24 protein-coding genes are annotated in these 23,463 nt (G+C 41.6%); 7 read left to right on the top strand and 17 right to left on the bottom strand.

The features are described 5' to 3' along the window. Window positions 1–189: 189 nt before the first annotated feature. Window positions 190–705, top strand: a complete 516-nt coding sequence (locus FC85_RS13815; RefSeq protein WP_057866101.1) for a ClbS/DfsB family four-helix bundle protein — start codon at window positions 190–192, stop codon at window positions 703–705. 17 nt (window positions 706–722) lie between these two features. Here FC85_RS13815 and FC85_RS13810 read toward each other — a convergent pair whose 3' ends face one another. From FC85_RS13810 to FC85_RS13795, 4 genes are all read right to left on the bottom strand, one after another. Then, a complete protein-coding gene (locus FC85_RS13810) occupies window positions 723–1,079 on the bottom strand; it encodes a hypothetical protein (protein ID WP_057866100.1) in 357 nt (118 codons plus the stop codon). 32 nt (window positions 1,080–1,111) lie between these two features. Beyond that, on the bottom strand, window positions 1,112–4,249 hold the full coding sequence (locus FC85_RS13805) for an AAA family ATPase (protein WP_057866099.1): 3,138 nt from the start codon (window positions 4,247–4,249) through the stop codon (window positions 1,112–1,114). A 2-nt stretch (window positions 4,250–4,251) separates the two neighbouring features. Beyond that, the gene (locus FC85_RS13800; RefSeq protein WP_057866098.1) at window positions 4,252–5,382 is read right to left on the bottom strand and encodes an exonuclease SbcCD subunit D; all 1,131 of its coding nucleotides are present in this window, start codon (window positions 5,380–5,382) and stop codon (window positions 4,252–4,254) included. A 326-nt stretch (window positions 5,383–5,708) separates the two neighbouring features. After that, window positions 5,709–6,674 carry a D-2-hydroxyacid dehydrogenase gene (locus tag FC85_RS13795; protein WP_057866097.1) on the bottom strand — a complete coding sequence of 322 codons (966 nt, stop codon included), beginning with the start codon at window positions 6,672–6,674 and terminating at the stop codon, window positions 5,709–5,711. Window positions 6,675–6,972: 298 nt separating this feature from the next. On the opposite strand from FC85_RS13795, the gene FC85_RS13790 reads away from it, so the two are divergent. Together FC85_RS13790 and FC85_RS13785 are read left to right on the top strand one after the other, a co-directional pair. Next, the gene (locus FC85_RS13790; RefSeq protein WP_057866096.1) at window positions 6,973–8,490 is read left to right on the top strand and encodes a YfcC family protein; all 1,518 of its coding nucleotides are present in this window, start codon (window positions 6,973–6,975) and stop codon (window positions 8,488–8,490) included. Between the two features lie 49 nt (window positions 8,491–8,539). Next, on the top strand, window positions 8,540–9,886 hold the full coding sequence (locus FC85_RS13785; protein WP_057866095.1) for a M20 family metallopeptidase: 1,347 nt from the start codon (window positions 8,540–8,542) through the stop codon (window positions 9,884–9,886). Between the two features lie 102 nt (window positions 9,887–9,988). Here the strand turns inward: FC85_RS13785 and FC85_RS13780 are convergent, their stop codons facing one another. Next, a complete protein-coding gene (locus FC85_RS13780) occupies window positions 9,989–10,747 on the bottom strand; it encodes a MerR family transcriptional regulator (RefSeq protein ID WP_057866094.1) in 759 nt (252 codons plus the stop codon). Window positions 10,748–10,997: 250 nt separating this feature from the next. On the opposite strand from FC85_RS13780, the gene FC85_RS13775 reads away from it, so the two are divergent. Further along, a complete protein-coding gene (locus FC85_RS13775; RefSeq protein WP_057866093.1) occupies window positions 10,998–11,564 on the top strand; it encodes a MarR family winged helix-turn-helix transcriptional regulator in 567 nt (188 codons plus the stop codon). 62 nt (window positions 11,565–11,626) lie between these two features. Here FC85_RS13775 and FC85_RS13770 read toward each other — a convergent pair whose 3' ends face one another. The 5 genes from FC85_RS13770 to FC85_RS13750 form a co-directional block, all read right to left on the bottom strand. Then, complete coding sequence (locus tag FC85_RS13770; RefSeq protein WP_057866092.1) at window positions 11,627–12,097, bottom strand: NUDIX domain-containing protein; 471 nt, start codon at window positions 12,095–12,097, stop codon at window positions 11,627–11,629. 50 nt (window positions 12,098–12,147) lie between these two features. Next, window positions 12,148–12,450 carry a hypothetical protein gene (locus FC85_RS13765; RefSeq protein WP_057866091.1) on the bottom strand — a complete coding sequence of 101 codons (303 nt, stop codon included), beginning with the start codon at window positions 12,448–12,450 and terminating at the stop codon, window positions 12,148–12,150. A 16-nt stretch (window positions 12,451–12,466) separates the two neighbouring features. Continuing rightward, complete coding sequence (locus tag FC85_RS13760; RefSeq protein WP_057866090.1) at window positions 12,467–12,955, bottom strand: GNAT family N-acetyltransferase; 489 nt, start codon at window positions 12,953–12,955, stop codon at window positions 12,467–12,469. A gap of 81 nt (window positions 12,956–13,036) precedes the next feature. Continuing rightward, window positions 13,037–14,395 carry a uracil-xanthine permease family protein gene (locus FC85_RS13755; RefSeq protein ID WP_057866089.1) on the bottom strand — a complete coding sequence of 453 codons (1,359 nt, stop codon included), beginning with the start codon at window positions 14,393–14,395 and terminating at the stop codon, window positions 13,037–13,039. Window positions 14,396–14,737: 342 nt separating this feature from the next. Further along, window positions 14,738–15,208 carry a GNAT family N-acetyltransferase gene (locus FC85_RS13750; protein ID WP_083485145.1) on the bottom strand — a complete coding sequence of 157 codons (471 nt, stop codon included), beginning with the start codon at window positions 15,206–15,208 and terminating at the stop codon, window positions 14,738–14,740. Window positions 15,209–15,307: 99 nt separating this feature from the next. Between FC85_RS13750 and FC85_RS13745 the strand changes: the two genes are divergently transcribed. From FC85_RS13745 to FC85_RS13735, 3 genes are all read left to right on the top strand, one after another. Further along, window positions 15,308–15,952: a hypothetical protein gene (locus tag FC85_RS13745; protein ID WP_057866088.1), complete on the top strand. Its 645-nt coding sequence runs from the start codon at window positions 15,308–15,310 to the stop codon at window positions 15,950–15,952. Window positions 15,953–16,016: 64 nt separating this feature from the next. Then, a complete protein-coding gene (locus tag FC85_RS13740; protein WP_057866087.1) occupies window positions 16,017–16,526 on the top strand; it encodes a YbhB/YbcL family Raf kinase inhibitor-like protein in 510 nt (169 codons plus the stop codon). Between the two features lie 45 nt (window positions 16,527–16,571). Further along, window positions 16,572–17,057 carry a universal stress protein gene (locus FC85_RS13735; RefSeq protein WP_057866086.1) on the top strand — a complete coding sequence of 162 codons (486 nt, stop codon included), beginning with the start codon at window positions 16,572–16,574 and terminating at the stop codon, window positions 17,055–17,057. Between the two features lie 75 nt (window positions 17,058–17,132). Here the strand turns inward: FC85_RS13735 and FC85_RS13730 are convergent, their stop codons facing one another. The 7 genes from FC85_RS13730 to FC85_RS13700 all read right to left on the bottom strand — a co-directional run bounded on the left by FC85_RS13730 (window position 17,133) and on the right by FC85_RS13700 (window position 23,458). Next, the gene (locus FC85_RS13730) at window positions 17,133–17,348 is read right to left on the bottom strand and encodes a hypothetical protein (RefSeq protein WP_057866085.1); all 216 of its coding nucleotides are present in this window, start codon (window positions 17,346–17,348) and stop codon (window positions 17,133–17,135) included. Between the two features lie 325 nt (window positions 17,349–17,673). Further along, window positions 17,674–19,002, bottom strand: coding sequence for a serine hydrolase domain-containing protein (locus tag FC85_RS13725; protein WP_057866084.1), 1,329 nt, complete (start codon window positions 19,000–19,002; stop codon window positions 17,674–17,676). Window positions 19,003–19,023: 21 nt separating this feature from the next. Continuing rightward, window positions 19,024–20,289, bottom strand: coding sequence for a D-alanyl-lipoteichoic acid biosynthesis protein DltD (gene dltD / locus FC85_RS13720; RefSeq protein ID WP_057866083.1), 1,266 nt, complete (start codon window positions 20,287–20,289; stop codon window positions 19,024–19,026). Next, window positions 20,286–20,522 (bottom strand): D-alanine--poly(phosphoribitol) ligase subunit DltC, encoded by a 237-nt coding sequence (dltC, locus tag FC85_RS13715; protein ID WP_057866082.1) that lies wholly within the window; start codon window positions 20,520–20,522, stop codon window positions 20,286–20,288. The genes dltD and dltC overlap by 4 nt, the downstream gene beginning before the upstream one ends. 34 nt (window positions 20,523–20,556) lie before the next feature. Continuing rightward, window positions 20,557–21,774 carry a D-alanyl-lipoteichoic acid biosynthesis protein DltB gene (gene dltB, locus FC85_RS13710; RefSeq protein ID WP_057866081.1) on the bottom strand — a complete coding sequence of 406 codons (1,218 nt, stop codon included), beginning with the start codon at window positions 21,772–21,774 and terminating at the stop codon, window positions 20,557–20,559. Further along, window positions 21,771–23,300 (bottom strand): D-alanine--poly(phosphoribitol) ligase subunit DltA, encoded by a 1,530-nt coding sequence (gene dltA / locus FC85_RS13705; RefSeq protein ID WP_057866080.1) that lies wholly within the window; start codon window positions 23,298–23,300, stop codon window positions 21,771–21,773. Before dltA ends, dltB begins: the two co-directional genes overlap by 4 nt. 14 nt (window positions 23,301–23,314) lie before the next feature. Continuing rightward, a complete protein-coding gene (locus FC85_RS13700) occupies window positions 23,315–23,458 on the bottom strand; it encodes a teichoic acid D-Ala incorporation-associated protein DltX (RefSeq protein ID WP_057866079.1) in 144 nt (47 codons plus the stop codon). Window positions 23,459–23,463: the final 5 nt, after the last annotated feature.

Genomic DNA, 23,463 nt, shown 5'->3' with positions numbered 1-23,463 from the left:
AAAGCAACTGTCAGCCTTGTAAGAACCTTATCCAAATACTCAAGACCTGAACATCCGAATGAGTTTCTCGCTTTTAAGCCTACTACTTTTCGGCCAACACCATCCGATTTAATTGCCCTCAAACAGGCGTTTTAGTATCATAAACATAATAACTAACAAACAATCAAAACAAACAACGAGGTGATAATGATGTCCCGCCCCCAAAATAAAGCCGCATTACTGCAACAATCCGAGTTTAAATTTAAGAAATTGACAACACTCATTGATCAGTTAACCCCCGAACAGCAACAAGCAACCTTCCTATTTGAAGACCGGGATCGCAATGTCCGTGATGTTCTCATCCACCTGTATGAATGGCACCAGTTGCTCATTAAGTGGATTAATGCCAACTTTTATGACCATCGCCCCACGCCATTTCTTCCAAAACCATATACATGGAAAACCTATGGTACCATGAACGTGACTTTTTGGCAGCAGCACCAAACCACACCATTGACAGAAGCTAAAGACCTTGTCACAAAGAGTCATGCAGCTGTCATGGTAGAAATTGATCAGTTTTCCAACGAAGCACTGTTTACCAAACAATTTTTCGATTGGACTGGAACTACCTCGCTTGGCAGCTACTGTGTTTCGTCAACCGCTAGTCACTATGACTGGGCTATAAAGAAAATTCGTAAACATCAACGCACCCTGAAAAACATGTGAAAGAAACCGGTTGACAACTATCGTAGCCTAACTCTAATGACTAAACTGCCATCCTTTTGCTGTTGCGGCTGCCAACCATCCCCAACGCCAATCATGCCACGCTCATCACTCTTTTCAGTGATAAAATCCATGCCAATAAAGCGATCCAAGATTTCAATAAAATCACTGCGGTCATCATCCGTCTCAAAGTATAGCCGGGCTTCTTGAACCGTATAAACGTTTAAAGAAAATTGGCCATTCGTATTTTGTGTTTCTGTCTGTTGAAAATCGTCATAGTAGCTGGGCGCCGTTGTTGAAAGCCCATTAAATTGATAACGGTGATTCGCCAAATCGGTAAAATATAATTTTTGAATAACTTCACGATGTTTACTCATTTAACTGTCCTCATTAATTCCGACGACCATTTTTATGGCACCACAATCTTCGTCTTACTCTTTCCCTGGCCTTCCGGTTTCACTTGCAACTGATAGGGAATTTGTTCCTGGAGCATGGTGACATGGCTAATGATCCCAATCATCCGGCTGCTGCTTTCGATATTTTCCAGTGCCGCCATTGCCATGCTCAATGATTCCTGGTCCAGAGAGCCAAACCCTTCGTCAACAAATAACGTGTCAATACTGATCCCACCGGACTCGCTCATGATAACTTCACCCAGTGCAAGTGCCAAACTAAGTGCCGCGATAAAGCTTTCACCGCCGGACAACGTATGAACACTACGGGTTTGACCAACATTAAAATCGTCCACATCAATTTCCAAGCCGGTATTCTTTTGATAGGAACCGGCCTCTTTGTGCAACTTCAATGTGTATCTGCCTGAACTCAGTTGTTTTAAATGTTGGTTGGCAACTCTGAGAATTTCGACTAATTGCGCCCGGAGAACATAGCGCTCCAAACCGAGCTTAGCATCCCCACTCCCGTTAACCGTTTGAACCAATAATTGCAATTGATTGATCATTTCCTGTTGATCGTGAATCTTTTTAAAGTTCCGTTTAATCCGCTTCAAATTATCATTATTGCGCAGTGCCTGGTCATGTTGCTCACCAAATTGTTTTTTCAGCTCGTCTCGAGTTGTTGCCAATCCCGACAAGCGGTCCTTTTCGGCTGCTAAATCAACGACTTGATGGTCACCAATATCCTGCCGATCTTTGGCAATAATTGTCTCGATCCGCTGAAGTTGCTCATGGTAATCCTGAATGGCCTGTTGGTACTGGGATAACTTGGCTAGTTCCGGTAACAGTGCTGTAAAGACAGACCAGTCTTCGGTTTCAAAATGCGCCCGAATAGCTGCCGTTAACTCAGTTTGGACTTTACCCAAGTCATTGCTGGTATTTTCCAGTTCCTGATTAACGGTCTTCTCGGTTGCATGCAATGCCGAAATCCTATTTTCAATTTTTTGAAGCTGCTGATTGTTAGCGGCAACTTCAGCGTCGTATTTTTCAATTAAGTTGGTTAACTCGGCCACTCGCTGATCCAGGGTCGCCAAATCTTTAAACTGAGTCGGCAAACTTCCCTTAGCCGTTTCCAATTGGCCGGCCAACTTTTGTTGTTGACTTTGGGCAGCATAATACCGATCTTGCGCTTGCTTAGCGGCCGCCGTATTGGCAGTTAATTCTTCTTGGATTTTGGTTTGCTGGTTGGCCTCTTCATTTAGCGCTTTGACAGAAGTTTCAACGTCCTTACTGGTTGCTTGGTAACGAGCAATGCAATCCTTGACCTGTTTGATGACCTCATTTAGTTCAGTCTGGTCCGCGTCAATTAACTTTTGAGCCGCCAAATCACGAACGGTGTCATCAAAGGCTGCTTGATACTGTTGCTGCTGGCGGCCTAAAAGATCGGTCTGTTCTGTGACTGACGCTTGTTGCCGACTCAACCGGGTCTTGGCCTTTTGCAGGTCATTTTCGGCCGCCTTCATCTGTTCATCTGAAACGCTTGGTAAATCAGCGACGACAGCGGGATTAGGATGCTCCGGGCTGCCGCAGACCGGACAGGGTGTACCCGGCTTAAGCTGACTGACCAAATTGGCAATCTGGTTACGTAGCCAGTTATTACGTAACTGATCATAATCCTGTTGCTGTTGGGTCACCTGCACTGTCAGTTGTTGATTCTCAGCTTGTTCCGTTTTTATCTGATCGGCTAACCGCTGATTGTTCTTTTGATCTTTAAATAACCGGTTAAGTTGCTTCTTGGCACTTTCCAGATTGTTTTGCTCTTGATTTAATCGGGTGAGCTGCTGGTTTAGCGCTGATTGCTGTTTAAGATCGTCACTAATCTTTCGATCTCGGCTGGTCAGGTCATCAACTTGAGCCTGTTGTTTTTTTAACTCCTGCTGAAGATTGGCCGTCACCCTAGCCGCCTGCTCGACTTGCCTTTCCAGCTCAGTCGCCTTTTCAAAAGCCGGCCGTTGATGTTGCAACACTGATTTTTCAGTTTGCCGTTGACTCTGGTTATCTTTTTGATCCTGCAACCGGGTTTGGCTATCCTTGGCAGCTTGTTCGCTAATCGTTTGCTGCTTTAATTGGTCTGCATTATCTTTTAGTTGCGCTTGATAATCAGTTATGGTTCCCTGTAATCGTTGAAAATCATGGTACTTCGGTTGATAATTCTTTACCCACGTCAACTGATCGATCTGCTTTTGTAAGTGCTCATATTTTTTCTTTTGGCTTTGCAAGTCAGCTTGCGTTTTCAGCTGCTGATTTAACTCATCAATTTTTGCATTCATCTTTTGATCGTCATTTAATTTTTGAGTTTGAACTTCAACCGCCTGTTGCGCGTCCTGTTGTTGTTTTTCGAGTTGCTTCAACTTACGGTTAACGTCACTTTGCTGGTCACTAAGCACATCAATCTGGGTTTCCGTATTTTGCTTTTGAATATCTTCTGGCGCACCGTCCAACCACTGAACAGCTGACAAATCCCGAGTAATCGCGTCCTGGGCCTCACTGGTCTTGGTATTCTGTTGCCTTAACTTGTCACTAAGCGCATCACTCCATCGCTGAAACAGCTGGGTCCGAAAGATTCTTCGAAGGACAATTTCCTTATCTTTACTATCTGAGTCTAGAAAGTGACGAAATTCACCCTGCGGCAGTAACACAATTTGAATAAACTGATCACGGCTAAGCTGTAAAATATCTTCTATTTTAATGTTAATTAATTGCAGCTTGGTAATTTCATCAATTTTCTTATCAGCATCAAAAATCGCTAATTTTCCTTTGCTGGCATATTCTTTTTGGCCTTCTCCACGCTGTTTGTTTCGAGTTTGCTTAGGTTGACGATCAACTTCGTAAACCTTTCCTTGATGTTCAAATCTTAAATCGACTTCTGTCGGCTGATCAGGATCGGCAAAATCAGAACGCATCATGTCTATTTCACGGTCATTATTTGTACCATTACCATACAGGGCAAACGTAATTGCATCAAAAATCGTCGTTTTTCCACTTCCAGTCTTACCAGAAATTAAAAAGACCGATGCCGCGCTTAATTTGGTGAAATCAATCGTTTCATTTTCGTAAGGGCCAAAATTCTTCAGCGTTAATTTTAGTGGTTTCACGGCTATTGCTTCCCTTCGTTAGCGATCTTCAAAGCGTCAGTGGCCCATTTCCGTTGATCAGCTGTCAATGGTTCCTTGGCGACTGATTCGTAAAAATGGCTCAATAAATCCATTGGATCCTGCTTGCGTATTTGGGCGCCGCTTTCTCCCTTGTAGCCAACACCGGTATCATAATCATCGGTATGGGCTAATGAAACAATATTGGGATAAATTTTCCGCAGACTGGTTAGTAAATTAGGAATGGGCTTGTTATCAGTAATGGTCATTCCAAAGAAGTTATCGCGATCCAGAGGCTGATAGAAGGTCGGATCAGTTAATTCAGCAAAAGAAGCGGTCAGCTGCTGGACGTCACGCAAAGGTTTTAATGGTTTAAAGGTGAGTTCAAACGGATCGGTGTCCACAATCCAAATGCCCTTTTGCTGATTGGCTTCGGATAAGGAAAACTTCACGGGTGACCCGCTGTATCGAACTTTTTTCGCGTGCAGGGCATCTTTTCCGTGTAAATGTCCCAGCGCAACATAGTCAAAATCCTGAAGCATTGACACCGGAATGGCTGCTAAACCACCGACAGTTAACTTGGTTTCGGATTCGGTCTGCTCACTGCCGGCAGCAAAGAAATGCGCCACCAATAAATGTTTTTTAGCTGGATTAAATTGGGCAACCATTTTTTCGACAATTGGCTTAAACGCAAGTTCCAACGTTCGTAACGACTCATCATGGAAGTATTCTTGGGCCGCAAATGGTTCAAAATAGGGTAATAGAAAAAGTTGTGTATCCGGTAATTCAACCGGCGTAAATGCCTGTTTTAAATCAGTATGCATATAAAAATGTGTGTCCTTAAACCAAGGCGTTCCGGTTGCCAATCGAGTCGCGCTGTCATGGTTACCGGAAATCGCATAAATGGGTAATTTGTCAGTTAAATTCAACTGCTGCAGCATTGCGTTTAGCTGAGCAACGGAGGATTCAGCCGGCAGACTTCGATCGTATAAATCGCCGGCAATGATCACGCCATCAACCTTCTCATCCAAAGCGATCTGCTCAATCTGTTTAAATGCCGCTTGCTGTTCTTGGGTTAAATCAAAGCCGTGCAGGCGCCGACCAATGTGCCAATCAGCAGTATGTAAAAAGCGCATGTTTATCATCCTCCGTTCAAAAAATAGTATCTCAATTATATAACAGTTCAGGGGCTTGTTTTAAATAAATTCACATTTTCAAAACAACCAAAGCGGGACAAAAGCCCCTACACGGCCGGAAGTTGCCTTTTGTCCCGCGTTTTCACTCGGTAACAATCGTGTTTACACGAACAGAGGCTGGAATAAATTACTTTTGTCTCAGCCCATTAAGCAAAAACACACCAAGGCACTTCTTGAACTTAATTCGTTCTAAAAGTGCCTTAATGTGTTGAATAGTAAGTGACAGTTATCATCGTCATCAAAAAAATCGATTTTTAAAAACTAAATTATTTATTCACAACATTTATCGGCTTACCAGCCAAATAAGCTTTCAAATTATCAACGGCAATGCCCATTAACCGTTCCCGAATTTCGGTTGGTGCCCAAGCAATGTGCGGTGTGAGATAGGCATTCTTAGCAGTTAGCAATGGATTGTCAGCATTAATTGGTTCCTGAGAGGCCACGTCAGCCCCCAGTGCATACAATTTACCGCTATTTAATGCAGCTGCAACGTCCTGTTCGTTTAGCAGGCCGCCACGCGCTGTGTTAATAATAATCGCGCCATCCTTCATTTTAGCAATTGTCTCCTGATTAATAAGATCAGTTGTTTCCGGCGTCTGTGGCGTGTGGAGACTAATCACATCCGATTGTTTTAACAATTCATCCAAAGAAACCTGCTTTAGCCAGTCGACTTGAACCTCTTTTTCGTGATGATTATAAAAAATCACGTTCATGCCAAAGACATGTGCAATTTGGGCAACCGCCTGACCAATATGGCCAAATCCAATAATTCCCAAAGTTTTATCGGTTAAAGAAATTAACGGCTTCTTCCAAAATGTAAAGTCCGTGCTGGCACTCCATTCACCATCTCTAACAGCTTGTGCATGTAGCCCGACTTGATTGGTAATTTCCAACAACAAGGCAAACGTGTGCTGAGCAACGGCATCCGTTCCGTAACTTGGAATGTTGGTCACAACCACGTTATTATCCGTTGCGGCTGATAAATCAACCACGTTAAATCCGGTTGCCAAAACGCCAATATATTTCAATTTAGGTGCCGCGTCAATCACCTGTTTATTTAGAGATGTCTTATTTGTGAGCACAATTTCAGCATCCCCAATGCGTTCGACTTTTTTATCATTATCGCCATCAGCCGTCCGATCGTAATTGGTAAAATCACCTAGTGCTTTAAACCCATCCCAGCTTAAATCACCAGGATTGAGTCCGTAACCATCTAAATCAACAATCTTCATAAGTTCGTCCTCCAAATATTATTTGCCATTAGTTTATCACTTGTCACCCTTCTTCGGCTTTCTTTTAAGCTTATGATCCAAAATTTTTCGAATTCTGAGCAAACTTTCTTCATATTATTTGGACGATGATCAGCCAAATTCCAGTCTGCCAGTTCTTTCATGACTTAACGTCAACTATGACCAACACCATTTTTACGATTTGATTGTGAATTTGGATATAAACATTCAAACATTATTCACGGAAAATCAATAAGTCTTTTGTAAAATCAAATCAGAATAAGAAAAGGAAGTGACAACCATGAAAAATCAACAAACGCCACCTAAGAAAACCTTTAAGATGCCTTCCGCATATACCATTCTGTTTCTAATTATTATCTTCGTCGCACTTTTAACCTGGATGATTCCGGCAGGCCAGTATTCAACCGACAAAGCAGGTAACATTATCGCCCACACTTATCGGGCGGTGGCTGCTAATCCGCAGGGAATCTGGGATGTCTTTTCCGCACCCATTTACGGAATGATCGGTAATGACAAAACAGAAGGTGCCATTTCGATTTCGCTATTTATTTTAGTTATCGGCGGGTTCCTGGGCGTTGTCAATCAAACCAGAGCGTTGGATGATGGTATCGCCAGTGTTGTGGAAAAATACAAAGGTAAAGAAAAGATCTTGATTCCACTGCTGATGATCCTGTTTGCACTGGGTGGTTCGACCTACGGCATGGCCGAGGAAACCATTGCCTTTTATCCGCTGTTGATTCCAGTAATGATTGCCGTTGGCTTCGATTCACTGGTTGCCGTTGCGATTGTCCTGGTTGGCTCACAAGTTGGTTGCTTGGCGTCAACTGTTAACCCGTTTGCAACCGGAGTCGCTTCACAGACCCTCAATATCTCACCGGGTGATGGCATTCTTTCTCGAATTGTCCTTCTGGTTATTGTTGTGATTATCAGTATTCTGTATGTTTATCGATATGCCTCCAAGATTGAAAAGCACCCTGGCAAATCATTGGTCTTTGCGCAACGTGAAGAAGATCTGAAACGCTTTGCGCTGAATAACCGGGATGAGGCCGGCACCAAAATGACAACTCGTCAAAAGCTGGTTCTCTGGTTGTTTGGCATTACATTTTTGATCATGATTATGGGGCTAATCCCTTGGGACCAAATCAATGAAAAATGGACATTCTTTGTCAGCTTCACAAAATGGCTTCAGGGAATCCCTGTCCTTGGCAGCCTGGTTGGTTCTCATTTAGTCCCATTTGGTTCATGGTACTTTACAGAAATCACAACGTTATTCCTATTGATGGCAGTAGTTGTAATGTTTGTCTTTAAAATGAAAGAATCGGCCTTTGTGACATCATTTTTAAATGGCATGGGCGAATTCTTGGGTGTTGCAATTATCGTGGCCGTTGCCCGCGGGATCCAAGTGATCATGAATGATGGTAACATTACAGCCACAGTCCTTCACTGGGGCGAAATGGGACTTTCAAACTTAAACTCCGCTGTCTTCATCACTTTGGCTTACATTTTCTACATTCCAATGTCATTCCTGATTCCGTCAACATCCGGTTTAGCAGCCGCAACCATGGGAATTATTGGTCCAATGGGTAAATTTGCCGGTGTTGATCCAAGCTTAGTCGTGACTGCCTATCAAAGCGCATCCGGCTGGGTAAACCTGATCACGCCGACATCCGGCGTTGTAATGGGTGCCCTTGCAATCGCACATGTTAACATCACGGTTTGGTGGAAATTCATGTTTAAACTCATGATTTACCTACTAATCACAACCATGATTTTCCTGAGTGTGCTAGCCTTACTGTAATGACGCAAAACCAGCCACTTTTTATAACCCGTTTTAGGAGGCAATTCATATGACAACTATTATCACTGAAGTGCAGCAAGCCGCCGTTAAAGCTTTAAAAAGACTAATTAATCAGCCATCCGTTTACGATGAAGCAACAATTACTGCGACAACTCCGTTTGGAAAGGGAATCGACGCTGCGTTAACTGAAGTATTAACAATTGCCAGTGAGAATGGTTTCAAGACCTATAAAGACCCCAATGGCAACTATGGTTACGCAGAAATCGGAACGGGTGAACAAATTTTTGGCATTATCGGCCACGTCGACGTTGTTGCTACTGGTGACCCGGATGATTGGGATCACGATCCCTTCCACGCCAAGGTCATTAACGATCACATTTATGGTCGGGGAGCCCAAGACGATAAAGGTCCGACGATGGCTGCCATGTTTGCGGTTAAATCACTAATGGATCAAGGATACCAATTCAATAAAACGATTCGCTTTATTTTTGGAACCGATGAGGAATCACTCTGGCGTGACATGAAAGTTTATAACGCCAACGAAAAACCAATTGATCTGGGGATTGCCCCGGATGCCGAGTTTCCGCTAATTTACGCGGAAAAGGGATTGGAACAGGCTTACTTGGTTGGACCTGGCCAAGCTGACTTATCAATTGACTTACAAGGGGCCTTCAATGCTGTCCCTGCCAAGGCAAGTTACAACGGTCCCAAAATTGCTGAGGTTAAACAAGCGTTAGATCAGCAAGGCTTTGACTATCAAGACCTTGGCACCGATGGTCTCACCGTGATTGGAAAATCAGTGCATGCGATGAACGCACCACAGGGAACTAACGTGGTCCTAAGGTTGGCAATGGCATTAGATCAAGTTTTTCCAAGCCAGCCACTTGATTTTCTTGGTAAACACTTTAAAGAAGACGCCACTGGAGCCAATATTCTCGGTAATATTGAGGATCAGCAGTCAGGTCATTTGACCGTTAATATTTCCAGTCTCAAAATAGATCAAAATGAAACCAGAATGCAGCTTGACATGCGGATTCCAGTGACAATTGATCGGGATGAGCTGATCAAAAAATTGGCAAACAAAATTGCACCATATGACCTGCACTATGAACCCTATGATTACTTGGCACCACTCTATGTTCCAACTGACAGTCACTTGGTCAAAACGCTAATGACAGTTTATCAAGACATCACAGGTGATCAAACACCACCTCAAATTTCTGGTGGCGCCACTTACGCCCGAACCATGCATCATTGTGTGGCGTATGGGGCAATGCTGCCGGGAACTCCGGATTTCATGCATCAGGTAAACGAAAATTGGGCGTTGGAATCAATGTTTAAAGCCATGGAAATTTATGCTGAGGCAATTAAACGGCTGTGTGTTAATGATCGTTAGTAACCTAATCCGAATCAAACCAGATGTTCCAATTAAACGAGGTGCCGGTATGACAGCATTAGCTTGTCGTATCGGCACCTCGTTTAATTAATTTTAGGCTTCTTAATGTGTATAACGAATAATAATTCCAACGAGCATCTTTGTTGCTCCAGATCCGGCTTTTTGATCATAATACGCCTGAAAACGTTTATCACTTAAGTAAATTTGAGCGATGCCTCGGTGAATTTGTAAACTGTAATTTGGCATTATAATTTGAATCCATGCTTGATGCAGTTTAAAGATTTGAGATGCAAGAGTCTCTTTTTTATCCGGCTCCCGCAGAATCGTTTTTAAGTCACCAATTAATTGATGTTCAATTTTTGTTAGTTGAGTCATTTCTTTCTGATCCAATGATTGATAATGTTGATTACTGGCATCAATCAGTTTATCCCCATACTGGTCACGAATTTCGGAACCATAAATGGCCTCATTCTGATCAATTTGCCCTTGTTTCAGTGCTTTAAATCGTTCTTGATCTGTCATCTTTGTTAATCCTTTCTGTTCTGTAATCGTTTGTTCAACATTGTTAATAACGGCATTTAAGTGCACCTGTTTTGCTTTTAGAAACTCTGCTTGTTTTTCGAGTTCCGTCAGCAAGTCAAAAGTGGGTGATTTCAAAATTCTCTCAATTTGTTTCAACTCAAAATCCATCTCTTTAAAAATCATAATCTGCTGGATGAGTTTAACATCCTGATCATTATAAATCCGGTAATTCGATAATTGGTTTCTTTTAGGTTTCAGCAAATTCAAAGATTCATAATAGCGCAGTGTTCGTGGCGTTAAACCTGTTAACTTTGAAAGTTCCTTGATGGTATAAGACAACCGGTTCACCTCCTTCATTTAAAATAATACGGGTTAACGCAACGTTAATGTCAAACATTTTTAATAACCCATTTTTCAAAAACTATATTATTAGGTACCGAAACAAAATCGTTGACCTTTTATCTTGGGCCAGCTATACTACTCATTGTTAGGTACCTAAGCAAACTAACAGAGTCGTTTGAATGAGTCAGTTTTTCTACTTGAACCAGCTGGTTTGTTCAACCGCATCAATCACGAAGGAGATTTTCATATGACAGACAAAAATGAGTTATTACGAAAAATCTTTGGTTTCCTTCACGGCTCACAACGGCTAGCCCGGCATTCAGCTCGCCCTTATCAATTAAGAGGCCAGCACCGGGTATTGCACGTTTTGGCTAAAGAAGGTACCTTGATTCAATCACAACTAGCTGAAATTCTAGATATTCGACCATCATCACTAACTGAATTGTTATCCAAGTTGGAAGATCGCGGCTTGATCACCCGGACCCCTGACGAAAATGACAAACGAGTTACCAACGTTTCATTAACGGATGAAGGAAAAAAGGCAATTGAAACTGACGAAGGTTCCTCAGATGACTTGATTAATTCAATTTTTGACGGCCTTTCCGATGAAGAAGTCGATCAGTTAAACACATTGTTCGATAAATTAAATGGGTCACTCAAAGCCAAACTTCCTGATCGCGATGATCGACCAGACGGCTTCCACCATCACCATGGATTCGGTGGTCCTCATGGGCCTCGTGGCCGTGGTTTCGGCGGCCCCGGTCCTCATCATGGTCATGGATTTGGCGGTCCAAGATTTATTATTTTCAGATAGTTTGTCTCAATATTGTCCAAAAACACCCTTACCGGCAGAAAAGTGTCGATAAGGGTGTTTTTTTAGTGCTTTTGAAAATAATGGCTTAGTTTCCGAATAACTTGTTCCAGCGAATATAACAATCGGTTTTCTTTTTCAATAACCTGCAATCCGTGCTTATGGATCATTGCATCCCGAATTTGTTGACGCCGAAGGGCAACCAAATTGTTAGGCAGCTGATTAATGGAAAAATAAGCCAACCGCTTAGTTTCGGGTCCTTCTGTCATAAGTGATTGATTAACATCTCTTAATTTAACCATAAATATGACCTGCTTATCATGATGTAATGGACGAAAGTATTGGCCAACACAGACACTAATCGTCACGGTTAAACCAGTTTCTTCACGGATTTCACGACAAACACAGTCCTCAAAAGACTCTCCTTGCTGTCGGGTACCACCCGGCAAATCCCACAACGGGAAATCTCGTCTTCTAACTAACAGAACTTGGTTTTGAGTATTCTTAATAATCCCAAAAGCACCATAAGTCGTCATTTATTCACTCACCTTTAAGAAAGCAATGGTCAAAGAACTGAATCTGGTCACTATCCGGTAAAAATCACACTATTAATTCCAAATAAGTTAAACCCATACATTATCACCATAATCCCGTTCACGGCGGTTGACACTATGATAATTGAGTAAGGAATGGTTGCCTTGAAAATACCGAATATCCAAGGATTCCGGTAACGTTTACCCTTGTATGAGAAACAAAATCCCAGCTGAATCAACGTCACGATAATTTGTAACCCAATCCCCAAAACGTAAATAAATGGTGATCCAAAATGCAGCTGAAAGAAATAGGCGCCTAACGTTAAGCAGTCAAGCAATATGGCTAAAAATGGCATGATAACTCCCCTAATTTTAAAATTGGTATTCCATATATTCTGCGCCGGCTAAGGGATTAAACCGATATGGTTGAATATTTTTAAACCCGGCGGCTTCATAAAGTTTGATGGCTGATTGCATTTTATCCAGCGTATCCAAGCGAATCGACTGATAGCCCAAACTTTTTGCGCTGGCTAAGATGCGAGCTACCAGTTCCTGGCCGATCCCTAAATGCCGGAAAGCATCCCGAACGTACAATCGTTTCATTTCTGCAATGCCGGGCTTAAATTCATGAACGGCAACCGAACCGGCCAGCTGGTCACCCACCGTCGCCAAAATCAAGTCACCCTTTGGTCCACTGTACCGATCGGGTAAAGCCTTTAATTCATCGGCAAAGTCTTGAAACCCAAGGTCAAGATGCATCACTTTTGAATATTCAACAAACAATTCCTTAGCTGCCTGAAAATCTAGTGAATGACTAGCATGGTGATACATCACTTGTGGTTGATTTGATTGTTCCTGCATACAAAAACCTCCTGACATTTAGCGCATATTTTACCGCAATTTAATTCTCGTTGCAAAAGTTGATAAATGACCTAAATTCAGTTAGTCCTTGTTAGCCTTTGAAGCTTTTTGCGAGGCCTCATGAAGCTTCTTATCCAACGCCAATTTAGCTTCATGTTCTTTTTCACTGGCCGCCTTCTGCGGCAAAATCAGATTCAAAACAATTCCAATAATAGTTGCGAAGGCCAAACCGGTAAATTGGAAACTCTTAATTTGCAGATAAGCATTCCCAACACCAATCACCATGACCGTCGACGCGATCATCAAATTTCGCTTCACACCCATGTCAATTTTATTTTCCACCATAATTTGAATCCCGGCGGTCGCAATGGTTCCAAATAGTAGGAAGCTAATCCCACCAATGACTGGCATCGGCATCTGCATAATCAACACATTCAATTTATTAACAAAGGCAAACAGAATGGCAAACCCGGCCGCCCCCATTAAAACGTAGACACTGTGAATCTTGGTGATGGCCATAACGCCAATATTCTCACCATAACTGGTCATGGCAGGTGCCCCAACAAGTCCGGCAAATAATGAGGCCGCACCATCACCAGCCAAGGTTCGGTTCAAGCCAGGATCTTTAAAGAAGTCGCGACCGGTTAATTCATCCAATACCATAATATGCCCCATGTGTTCAGTCATGGTCACAAAGGCAATCGGAGTAATTGATAGGATCGCCGCCCAATCAATTTTGAAATGATAGGATAATCCGGGAATCTCAAAGGCTGGCAGTTTAAACCACGGGGCCACCGCAATGGCATGAAGATCAACCAGGCCACAAAAGACAGAGATGATATACCCACAGACAATCGCCAACAGTACCGGAATCAATCCAATAAAACCTTTAAACATCATATTAAATAAAATAGCTAAAAATAAAGTTGCCAAGGCGACGCCAAAGTACAGTAAATGATACTGCTTTGTATTTCCCATCATGGCATCATTAGCGGCGCTACCAGCCAAGGATAAGCCAATGACCATGACAATTGGGCCAACAACAATCGGTGGTAAAATCTTATCCACCCAATCCGATCCAATTGCCCAGATAATTGTTGCGACAATCATATAAACAATCCCGACACCAACAATTCCTTGACCGACAGCTGAATATCCAGTTGTTTTCATTAGTGAGGCCATCGGAATGATGAACGCAAAACTGGATCCCATGTAAGCTGGGATTTTGCGTTGTGTAATCATGATATGTAATAATGTTCCCACACCTGAAGCAAATAACGCAATGCTTGGACTTAAGCCAACAATCAATGGCACAATAACGGTTGATCCAAACATTGAAAACATATGCTGCAACGATAAGCCGACCCACGGCCAAAACGGCGGCATATCGTGAATGTCCAAAATTGCGCGGTCGTCATGAAACTCATTTTTATCTGCCATTAAATTTTGCCACCCCTATTATATTTTTAAGCTTCGATCTCAATAACCCGCTCAAACAATGACTCATCATTTGAACCAGAATTCTTGGGATAAGTTTAATTTTGCTAATGAATCTTTAAACCGAACCACGGTGACGGCAAATAAAAATCCACCATCCCTGTCTGTACAGCCAGTAAGATGATGGATTTCAACCCAAAAATTGCCCGGGTTAATTTCGGACTCTTACTGGCCTCACGGGACCAGAGTTAAAGATTCATTAATAGTTACTCATTATTATAGTCTAGCCCGAATAAGAAGTCCATGCAGTTAAGCATTGTTTTTGTCTATCGAAATCGTTCTGAACTAACCATGTCGATTCGAAATGACCATTTCCATGTCGATATGAGGAATGTCATCTTCCAAATACACGTCGCTTACGTCATGAAAGCCAAATGAATGATAGAAATCTTTCAAATAAGCTTGACCCGCCAACACGATCTTGTTAGTGTAGGGTATTAATTTAATTGCTTGATTAATTGCCGCTTGAATCAAATACCGGCCTAACCCCGCTTTCCGAAAATCAGGCGCCACAATCACCCGGCCAATCCGAGCAACGGTTTGATTTTTTTCAGGAATTATCCTGGCATATGCCATTAAGGATCTGTCGTCATCCTGCAGCATTAAGTGAAACGATCTTAAATCGTCATCATCAACTTCTTGATATGGACACTGCTGTTCGACAACAAAGACCGCCACCCGCAACTGATAGATTTTAAATAACTCCTGCGTTGTCAGGCTTGAAAAGGGTTTAACAGTCATTTTAGGTTTAATCATTCTTTTCTTTCCTCCATCCAAAAATACAAGCATTTGGCTTTCTGTTATAATATATGCAATAGGATTAACGTGCAACAAGAATACAAATGAGGTATTAATGTGAATAGGCATGACAATGAACCACAATATAAGAAGTATGATTTCAACTCTGAGCAAACGAGGCGCCGACGACGTAAGAAGCAATACAGTGGCTGGTGGTTTGCCCTTTTGATTCTGCTAATTGCCTTGGCAATCGCGTTTTCTGTTAACTGGTTTCTAACTCGGGGCGATCAAAAATCGTCCAGTTCCAACAACGCGTCATCTACCATTTCCAAAACCATCAAAAAATCAGAGCAGACAATCGAAAACAAAAAATCCAAGGGTGCTTTGACCAATGATGTGGAGAAAAATCGAATTGCCGCCTTTAATTCTAAATTGAAGCAGGCGGACAATAATGGGATTACATCCCAGCAACGCCAACAATTCCAGCAGTCAATCAACCAAGAGGTCAACAAAACTGTCAAATCCCGAGAACAAACTTTACTCAACAACGTGGGGACAAGGCAGCCAGCTAAGCCGAGCGGCCCCAAAGCTAAAAAGAACAAGACTGCAGATCAATTTTCAGCAAACCATACATTTGCTTCGGTTCAGGACGCCAAAAACTGGGCAAACGCCACCAAGCAGCAGTGGCTGAAAGCAGGTTACGTGAATTACACCATTACTTCTAACAGCCAAGGTTACTATATTCTTCAATTTGTAAAATGACAAAAACAATTAATTACATTTAACGGCAAAGTGGCATAATATGGAAGTGGGGAGGGATCAACACATGAAAGTTCAAGTACCGTTAACAAAGGGTCTCTTAGCAGACAAATACAATCAATACGCTTCACCTGACAATATTATCGATGATAAGCCAATCGTTTCATTTCCAATTCAAATTACTGATGTGCCAAAAGAAGCAAAATCTTTAGCATTAACTTTGATTGACTGGGATGCCATGCCGGTTGGCGGCTTTGCCTGGATCCATTGGACAGCAGCCAATATTTCACCGGACGTTACCGAAATTCCGGCCAATAATAGTCAAACGTTAAAAGTCCCAATGGTTCAAGGTCGCAATAGTACTGCTGGTGGTTTAATCGGCAATCAGGATCCAAAAACGGCTTGGCATTATAATGGCCCAAATCCTCCTGATAAAGTTCATAATTACCACCTATCAGTTTTTGCGTTGGATTCAAAGTTACCATTGGAAAATGGTTTTTGGTTAAACGAATTACAGGATGTCATGCGTAGCCATATCTTGGCGACTGCGGAGTTTATTATCCCATCTCGAAATTAGTGATATAATTAACATAAAATTACCGCAAAGGGAGGCCGCTTCATTATGGAAGCCAATTACAAAACCATCCTGGTACCAGTTGATGGATCCAGTCAATCAGAAGACGCACTAGCAAAGGGTGCCCTGATTGCTCACAACAACAACGCCCACCTAGATGTTCTTCACGTACTCAGCACAACTCAATATGGTTACAATTACGGTGGCATGGTGGATGGTGACGTCATCAACAATTTAGTTGAAGACACCACTGACTATTTGAATAAACTAACCGATCGAATTAAGAAAGAATCTGGTGTTGATGACATCAGCATCCATATCCGATTCGGCAATCCCAAGACCGTCATTGCTTTCGAATTTCCACGCGATCACAAATCAAATTTGATTGTCATGGGAGCAACTGGCATGAGTCGCCTGCAACGGGTGCTTGAGGGTTCAGTTTCATCATTCGTTAACCGTAATGCCCACTGTGATGTTATGGTCATTCGAACCGATACCAATATGAAACCATACGCACCATTTCCAAAGAAATAAATGAAATTTCAAAGAACAAAAGGATCAGGACAATTAAATTTTGTCGTGATCCTTTTTGTCTCTTCGCTCAGCTCGCTATTTTCCATACAGTTTAATGGCAACGTAAAAATTGATGAAGAGCATTCCGATTATGAACAGCGCCACAAAAGCACAATTTTCATCATCGTACGTTGATGGTGAAAGCAGCCCATTAGAATCTAATGCAATCCAGAAAGTCAACTCATATATCCAAAAATTGCGATTTTCTTTCATCTTTTCCCATTCCATATCAAGCCTCTTCTGATTAAACATTTTGTCACCTCCTTTTGAGATAGATCAAAATAGTCCTGATAGAAGGAAGAAACTGGTCGTTGTACTAAAAAATATTCTTAATACAAATTCAGTGATGTGATTGAAATTATCTTGCAAGATTTACTTTTACGATAGTAATAAATAGATCACAAAAACAAGCAATGTCTGTTTTACGTCAGGTTACATCATGTAATTTGAGGCAATTATCCGCGGTCAACCTGTCATTAGTTTTCGGTTTGTGTTCTCCAGCAACTATTTAAGGGCATAAAAAGATGGCAGCCTAGGCAAACTGAAATTTGTCTGGACTGCCATCTTTTTTAATTGCTCAATAATACGTTGCCACCTGATACATCTTTTTAACAAATGCTTTTGGCGTCATGTTGCTTGGATCTTGATTCTCAAAGACAATCGCTAAATGATAATTACCAGTCGTTGCAAAATAACCCGAGTGGTAATTCTGCCCGCCAAAAGAACCATTATTGTATTTTACGCCCTTTTGCGTCACGTACAGCCCACCGGAATAGACCGACCCATAGCTTAACAATTGTTGGTATTGCTGAGCTGTCAGAATCGCCCCGTTTTGGAGGCCCAAAATAAATTGATAATAGTCGCTGGGAGTTGTTAATAAATTACCTGCTCCCGGAATTGCCGACAGTCTTGGCAATGAAGCCGTCTGATAACTTGAATAGTCTGTTTGACCATTCCTTGTATAGCTGAGTGCAATTGGGGTTGAAGGTGCTTTGCCATTATCAACAATGAACGTATGCGTCATCTTCACCTTATTCAAAATTCGGGTCTGCAGGTTCTGGGCATAAGATTGCTTGGTTATTTTGGCAATAATGCCTGCTAACAAGACATAATTTGCGTCGCTGTAATCAAACGTCGTCTTCCCGGTTGCATTGGCCCGCTTAACCATACTGGCATAGGCTTGGCTTTCAGTCATTGCCTTGCTAGGATCAATATCCACATTGTCTAACCCCGAAGTCATTGACAGCATTTGTTTGATGGTAATATTGCCGCTACCCTTAATTTGAGGATAAAAATTGCTTAACTTGGTCGTCGGTGTTAGTTGGCCACGACTGATTAACTGTTGAATCATTGCAGCCGTCATGGACTTTTGCAGCGATGCTAAAGGATAAACGACCGAGCCATTGCTGGTATTGGCCAACTTTTTGGTACGATTAGCAAAACCATTGTTCACGATAACGGTGTGTTTACTGCCCGCAGAAGCCAACAATGCACTTCCACTGACATCATTCTGCTTCATCGTTGCATTAGCCACCTGTGTCAAAGTTGCTTTTTTGAGTCCTTTAATGTTCATCCAACCAATCGTTTGATTGAACAATCTTAACTTCGCATAAGTTCCCGTCTTGGTTGTCTTTGTCTGCATCACTCTGACATAATCATTTGAATAGTTACTGCTATTGCTATCAGCTGTTCGTGAACTAGAACTGGTGAAATAAGGTCCCGAATAATAAATCGGATAACCACTCGTTTTAGACGGTTTAACAATCTGGGCGTCATAACGCTGGTTACTGATCTTCAAAACGGGATTGTACCCCGCCATTAATCCATGAATTGCAAATGATCCGGCCGATAGCAGTCCACATAAAAAAAGCAGTAACGTTCTTTCAATCTTGGCTCTTTTTATCATGATAATCCACCAGCTATCGTTTTAATCAAAATTCGTATCTGTCTGCTGCCATTTTTTTGAATAAAAATTCTTATTAATGACATAATGTGGCGTCTTAATCTTTTTCGTTAAAAACGGGTCAATGGCTTGATCCATTTTCAACCATCCTCGCCAACCCGGATGAATGGTATCGCTCATGAAATAGTCAATGTTGCCATCTCGACTTAAATCATCAATGTGGTTAAATCCTTGAGAACGCAATTGATACGTAATTTTTTTATCGAACTGCGCCAACATCTTTGCTGATAATCCGGTGTATGCTTGCCACCGTCGATTAACCGGTGGAATCACAAACAAAACATTGGTGTGGTCTTTAGCAAATTGATTTAAAACCAGTTGAAAGTCACCATACTCGGGTGATTTAAGGAAGCTCATTTGCGACTGAAATCCCTTTAACTTTTTAACATGATGTTTGAGCCGTCGATTCCAAAATTGATTGTTAATCAGAAAGCGGTTTGAATTGGTTTGACGTTTACCAATCTGACCAGCTAACCGATCCAGCCGCTGATTATTATCCGTCCGTGGGAGTTGCTTGGCATCCTTAGAAATCGTCACGGCATTGTTAGCGGGAATTCTAAAACGAGAATAGATTTGATCCTCATTTAGCAGCACCTGGTGACGATAGTTAATGTAAAACATCTGTGATGACGTTGGTTTAAGCCCTGCCGCAATCCTTGCCAAAGCTGAAGAAATGATGTTATCAGAATTCCCCGAAGGCATTTGCAATAGACGATAAGCGGCGTAACGATCCATTTTCGATCCGGTTTCTGATTGGATCCAACTCGTTGCTTGTAATGGGGAGTAATAATAGGCAAATGCATTAGGGTCCTCACCCATCGGAACAAACCACTGTGGCGAAATGAAAAAGATCGCCTTTTTGTTCCGCATTTGATGGTTAATTGACTGCATGACAAAGAATTGTGTGAGTGACTGGCTTCCCCGAGCACCGAGTAAAAACGGTCGATATGATCGATGATACTTGGCAGCAAGCACAGACGGATGAAATGGGTCAAACCGCGACCATTCTGAAGAACCGAAAAATGGCACATAGTGATTTTCTAATGCACTTCGTTTGATAAGTTGTCCTTTTAAGACCAATGGTGATAATGAAGCAGCGGCATTCCTCTGAACTCTGGGGTTAACATAATTGAATTTTATCCAAAACGGTGACAAAAACACGGCAAACATTAACACTGCTGCAAATAAAATTGGCCCAAAAATTTCAAATAAACGCTTTTTTATTGTCATTTTGTCGCTTCAACTTTCGCAATAATTTTTGCTGGTGTGTCCCATTCAGATCGGTTGAACTCTGAAATTGGTGCCTCAACCCCTAACTTATCCTGTAAATCCAATAGAAGCTGAACGGTCCCCATTGAGTCCAAAAGCGCGCTGTCATACAAATTTTCATCTAGTTTAGTTGAAAAATCTTCACCTGTTAAATCCTTTAAAATTGAAAGTACCGTTTCTTTTACATCATCCATAAATTCCAGCCCCTAACTTAATTTAGTATCCAAATCAAAATTTACTTGGTCCAAAAAATAGCGTATTGAGAAATCCTGAGAATATCAGGAAAGTGAAACAAACAAAGTTAAATGTGATAAACGTTGCAAATAACTCCGTCAATTTATTATGTGGAATCTTGTCACGATGTTTCTTCTTGTAGCGCAGCCAAGTGTCATTAACGACTAACGCGCATCCATGAAGTAAGCCATAGAGAATGTAGAACCACGTTTCACCATGCCAGAATCCCATAATTAACATATTAATGATGTAGCAGACGTTGGCCGTTGTGATGCGGCTCTTAAATGTCTTATGCTTCATCATAAAGAAGACCAGCCGCATAAAAATGTAATCACGGAACCAAAATGACAATGTCATATGCCAACGATTCCAAAAGTCCTTAATGTTCTTCGACTTGAATGGTTGATTGAAGTTCATCGGCGTTTTAATGCCCATTAAATAACTAATTCCAACCGCAAACAAGCTATATCCGGCAAAGTCAAAAAACAGATCCATACTGTAAACATACATATAACCGACAATGTACCAAGAAAATCCGTGGGCCATCAACGCGGCAAACTGAATTTGGGGCATCAATACCGTTCCGAAAAAATATGCCAAAACAAATTTGTAAAGAAACCCTAGAAAAACATAGTGAACCCCCGTTTGAACCAAATCAAGATAATCCTTTTGAGCGGGGACATTCTGATAATCACTTACAAATCGGCGATATCGGTCAATCGGTCCAGAGGAAATTGTCGGAAAGAAAAGCAAGAACTGGGCAAAGACAACCGGATGGTAATCTTTGATAATCCCATCCCGGGTTTCCATAATCGTTTGAACCACTTTAAACGTAATATAAGAAATCCCAAGAAAACCAATAATTGACTGTTTTCCAGATTGAATTGCAGGTGTCACCTTCACAACAATCAATGGCACAATCGCCAAAACAACTGCTAAGACAAACACCCAGCCCTTATTCGCTGATGATTTTCGTTGCCGATAATGAGAATAAGCGCCAACCAACACAATCTGATAGGCCAGGTAACAAATTAGTGCGATCCCCGTGTGCCAATTAGGACCACCAAAAGTTAATATCAAAAAGAACAGTGAAATTAAAGTCTGGCACCAACGAAATCGATGCCCATATAGCAAGCCAAGCATCAATGGAATTAATGCGACGGCGAGCCAAATGAAGTACGTTGGATTTCCATACGGAATATACCATCTCATTGCGAATTAGCCTCGTTAATCATTGATTTAATGTCAATCTTACCGTTCTTGCTTAGCGGCAATGATTTCCGATAAATAATTTTTTGGGGAATCATGTATGACATCATTGATTCTTTTAAATCGCGCTTAATAGCCGCCGTTAATTCCAGCTCACTATTAAAGTGATTTTCATTTGGCACAATGTAGGCAATCAGCACCGATACCTGATGTTGCGCATTGTACTTTGGAACAACTGCCGTTTGCTTAACGTACTTTTGTTTTCCCACAAGAATTGCAACATCTTCAAGCTCAATCCGGTAGCCATTCATTTTAACCTGAAAGTCTCGCCGACCAAAATACTGAATCAGCCCATCTTGCCGAATCTTGGCAATATCTCCGGTTCGATAAGCATTCTGACCATGAATAATTGAAAAAACCTTCTTGGTTTTTTCAGGATTGTTGATATAGCCGTTGTGAGAAACACTGGTTCCAAAAATCTGCAATTCGCCTTGAGATCCATCCAAAATCGGATTGCCATCATCATCAATAATTCGTGCGTGCATCCCCGGCATGATATAACCGATCGGCAGCCGATCAAACTCATTAATCATCTCATTGGTAATTTCAACTTGAGTAATCGCCACCGTCGATTCAGTTGGCCCATACGTGTTAAAAATATGTGCCTGAGGAAACTTTTGCTTTAACATTCTGGCAGTTCTGGTCGTCAACTCTTCACCACAAAATAAAAAGTGTTTGAGTTGCGGATAATTAGTTGAATTAAACGAAGGCTCCAATAAGCAAATGTTAATAAACGAAGGTGTTGATACCCAGACATTAATTGATAAGGTTGGCAATGCTGTAAAGAGAACCAGAAAATTATCAGTCATCTTTTTGGACAAGACATGCAAGGTGCCACCCTTAAACAGCGTTGGGTATAAACTCATAACCGATAAATCAAACGAGTAGGCGGGTTGCTGCAGCATTTGCAAATTTTCCGGTAAATTAAAGTCAGTGCCGACAATCCAGGTCACAAAGCTCAATAAATTATTGTAACTAATCTCAACACCCTTAGGGACACCCGTTGTTCCAGAAGTGAAAATAATGTAGAACGTTTGATCATCGCTTACAGCGTGAGTCACCTGATAATCAACCGGTTGTTGAAATATGTCACTAAGGGTCGGCGCTGAGATCACTGGAACTTCACCTAAATTAACCGGTAAATCATCAACTGCAATGACTGCGACCGGTTGCGCAATCTTATTAATCAAAATTAGTCGTTCATCCGGCGAATCAACATCAACCGGAATATATGAGTGCCCTGATTTAATAACCGCGAGAAATGTTGCAATCATGGCAAAACTTTTATCGCCAAAAACTAAAATTGGTCGATTATTTGGCAGCCTCATCTCGTCCAGATGCTTTGCCAATGCATCTGAGTAGTGCTTTAGATCCAAATACGTGTTTATTTGATCATTATAGTGGTAGACGACGTCATCCGGTTTAGTCTTAGCGTACGAATCAATGACGTCAATTAAGTCTGTTTTCATTTTCTTCCCCCTCATTAAAAATCGTTGTAAATGAACTTCGCTTGATTAATGCCACTATAATCATACAAGTAAAAAAGAACCATCATAATAGCAAAATAGAACAGTGTTGTTAAGATAAATTTCACGATAGGTCGTTGAAGCCACTGTAATAAGAACATCTGCA

The organism is Lentilactobacillus diolivorans DSM 14421, from assembly GCF_001434255.1.
GTDB lineage: Bacteria > Bacillota > Bacilli > Lactobacillales > Lactobacillaceae > Lentilactobacillus > Lentilactobacillus diolivorans.
This window is presented reverse-complemented; position numbering and strand designations above follow the sequence as displayed.